The organism is Microcoleus sp. MON1_C1 (assembly GCF_036701945.1).
Taxonomy (GTDB): Bacteria; Cyanobacteriota; Cyanobacteriia; order Cyanobacteriales; family Microcoleaceae; genus Microcoleus.
The window spans coordinates 1-2,806 of the sequence record NZ_JAUBRO010000125.1 but is presented as its reverse complement, the minus strand read 5'-3'; the positions used below and the strand labels follow the sequence as shown (position 1 = coordinate 2,806).

Genomic DNA, 2,806 nt, shown 5'->3' with positions numbered 1-2,806 from the left:
TATACTGATGATCGGTAAAAAAGTCATGGTGGGGCTCACGAGTATTTATACTCATCCCAAAAGTGACACGCTCCCAACGTCTAGCTTGTCGGGTTTCTCTTTCTATTAAATTTGAATCGATTGCTAATGAGGCTTGAATGGTATAGAATTCTTTGGGAGCTTTTTGGGATGATTTTCGAGTTTTTTCTGAGCTATGTTCTATTTTAATATCCGTTAAATTATGATAATTCAGTTGTTTCGATAGAGTCTGAGCGGCTACTAAGGCATCAGGCCCACACGCAAATTTTTGAGCCGATAATTCCCGAAGTTTTTTTTGCCTTCTTGTTCGGCTTTTTCCACTTTTATTTCTAGTTTCCGCCGATCGGACTGGCGACGAATTTCACTTTCTACTACTAACCACCGTTGTTCTATTCCTCCATAATTACTCGGATGTTCAGACCAGCGATAGCCGGGAATTTGGCTTTCTCTGAAATCTGATTCCATCAGTGGAGAGATGAGCTGTTTGGCTTGTTTAATCGTTAAGCAGGGTGGATTAATTGTCAAGAGAACAAACCAAGATCAGAGGCTATTTGCTGACGCTCGCGTGAAGGATTTAACTGGTTCGTCTCGGCTAGAGAAACAGAAAAGCAACTGACTAATATTGTCAATTTCATTAGCCATCAATCTTAAAGCTTGTGGAAGAGTATTCGTACCACTCATCCTCGCCAAAGATACTAAAAATTGTCACGCCCATTGCCCAATTAGCTGCTGCGTTGCCGCCACGATGAATACAGTTATCCTCATTTAACGTCACATCTTTAACCCAATGCAGTCGATTCTCGATTAACCAGTGTCCTCGAATTGCCTCGGCAAATTGACGGGCTGACCAGTCCAGACTACTTAAATAATAGTGTGATTCATGGAAATTAACTACTCGACGCCGACTTTTTTTACCTTTCCATCTGCTGCCACTCCTGATGATTGCAATTATGTGCTTAGCCCCCGCCCACAAAGGTAATAATTGAGGATCAATGGCATAAATTGTGGTTCTTGGAGCTGTACTGCCTCCATGTAGGCGTTCATCAGCTTGATGTGAGTCGATCGCACCGGCAAAATTTACTACTTTCTGAGCTGTTTTAAATAGACTTGATTGATTCTTTTTAATGGTAACTCTATAGTCATTACCACTATCAATAATTAACCGCAGCGTTTTTTTTTGACAATGCAGCGCGTCCGCTGTAATTACCATCTGAGAACCCGATAGTTCTCTGATCAGTTCCTCAACAACGGAGATTTCGCTTTGATGATGATTTTCCATTACTTTATGTCGTACTACCCATCCATGATGATGACTGTAGACAGAAACCATGCTGACAAAATTTTGGTAAGAACTCTGGCCACCGACTGAGGTACTTTTGATACTTTTTCCATCGATTGCCATCAATTCTCCAGGTGTTAGCGGTAAATTTTGTTGTGACCACACATTAAAAAGGACGGCGATAATCTCAAAATCTAATGATTGAATTATGTTTCTAAAAGTCGAGTCTGACGGAAATTGAACATCTGGTGACAGCTTAAATAATGTAAGGATTCCGGTCTGAAAGAAGGGAATGAGCTCAGGCATAGTCAAGTCACAAGAATGGGCAGAAATAGCCTCACGAAAAAAAGCCATTACTGAACGAGCTTGAAAACGACAGGTTTGAATCACACTCAATCTTGGCAGCAGTTTCCTCAAATCGTTTCATCGAACGAGAGCCTCCAGAAACTTTCCGTTTCGTGACAGCTAGCCGTAGGGAACGTTCTGCTAAATTATTATCCGGAGGAACCGAGGGGTCATCCAGAAAATACCACCATTGTTCTGCCTTATCCCGTAAGGATTTGAGTAACAAACCGGAGGCATAACCAACTTGGCTGACGGGGTGACAACCCCGTCAAAACCCGTAGTGGTGGCGGATTTACCCAACTCGCAGCTCAAAAAAGATGGGGTGGAAATTATTAAGTGGCCCCATCTGTTAATTATGTTTCCTCAATCTTACCAGAACCATTTAGAAAAACAACTCAAACCAGCAAAATACCTGACTCTCAAAATTCTGGTATATTTGTTGCAGAGCCACAGACAGGTTAGTATTGAATTGCTCGCTTCTTTCTGGCCCTATCCAATTCAATTTGAGAGCCGGAGGCGTAGTCTGCAAAGATTTCTCAAATTAGACTGCCTCCACATAGAAAGTCTGTGGTTTCCGCTTGTCAAAGAAATTTTAAAAGCCAAATTTAAGAAATCGAAACCTTTGAAGCTTGCGATTGATCGCACTCTTCGGGCGATCGCACAACGTATTTATGCTCAGTCTGGTCTGGGAAAAACGAAGTATCCCCTTATACTGGCGACTACTAGACAAGAGAGGATGTAGTAATATCTGCGAACAACAAGCTCTAATTACTGCTGTTTTAGAGTTACTGTCAGATTATGAAGTGATCGTGTTAGGCGATCGGGAATTTGGTAGCTTTAAGCTGGCATATTGGCTCTGTCAGAAGCAAGTGAAGTTTATTCTTATGGTAAAACAAGGGCGATATATCCAATCAGAAAATTCTGATTACATCCGCTTATCTGACTTAGGTTTACTGCCAGGAACAAGCTTTTATTTGTCAGATGTAAAAGTCACCAAACAAAAAGGTTTTGGTACTTTTGATATTGCTGGTTATTGGCGACGAAAATATCGAGTCAAACAGGAGGATGAAGATTGGTATCTTTTGACTAACGGGACTTAAACAATAAATCAGAGATAAGTAAGCTATAATGTAAGTAGGGTAAGCATTTAACGTTCCCGTCACA

General features: G+C 41.2%; 4 protein-coding genes and 1 pseudogene. 2 read left to right on the top strand and 3 right to left on the bottom strand.

The genetic code is table 11. The features are described from left to right. Positions 1 to 258: 258 nt before the first annotated feature. The 3 genes and pseudogenes from QUA62_RS29105 to QUA62_RS29605 all read right to left on the bottom strand — a co-directional run. A complete protein-coding gene (locus QUA62_RS29105) occupies positions 259 to 483 on the bottom strand; it encodes a hypothetical protein (protein ID WP_333408266.1) in 225 nt (74 codons plus the stop codon). Between the two features lie 169 nt (positions 484 to 652). Next, positions 653 to 1,603: an ISAs1 family transposase gene (locus QUA62_RS29100; protein ID WP_445301740.1), complete on the bottom strand. Its 951-nt coding sequence runs from the start codon at positions 1,601 to 1,603 to the stop codon at positions 653 to 655. Continuing rightward, a pseudogene (locus QUA62_RS29605) lies at positions 1,586 to 1,895 on the bottom strand (IS66 family transposase); the annotation flags it as partial. The pseudogene QUA62_RS29605 and the gene QUA62_RS29100, both read right to left, overlap by 18 nt. 3 nt (positions 1,896 to 1,898) lie before the next feature. On the opposite strand from QUA62_RS29605, the gene QUA62_RS29090 reads away from it, so the two are divergent. Beyond that, a complete protein-coding gene (locus tag QUA62_RS29090; protein WP_333408264.1) occupies positions 1,899 to 2,384 on the top strand; it encodes a hypothetical protein in 486 nt (161 codons plus the stop codon). Positions 2,385 to 2,451: 67 nt separating this feature from the next. Further along, positions 2,452 to 2,742 (top strand): hypothetical protein, encoded by a 291-nt coding sequence (locus tag QUA62_RS29085; protein ID WP_333408263.1) that lies wholly within the window; start codon positions 2,452 to 2,454, stop codon positions 2,740 to 2,742. The last annotated feature ends 64 nt before the right edge of the window (positions 2,743 to 2,806 follow it).

Bases quoted from the DNA above. Each gene is read 5' to 3' on its own strand.
- QUA62_RS29105 (WP_333408266.1), bottom strand. From the start codon at position 483: ATGGAATCAGATTTCAGAGAAAGCCAAATTCCCGGCTATCGCTGGTCT.
- QUA62_RS29100 (WP_445301740.1), bottom strand. From the start codon at position 1,603: ATGCCTGAGCTCATTCCCTTCTTTCAGACCGGAATCCTTACATTATTT.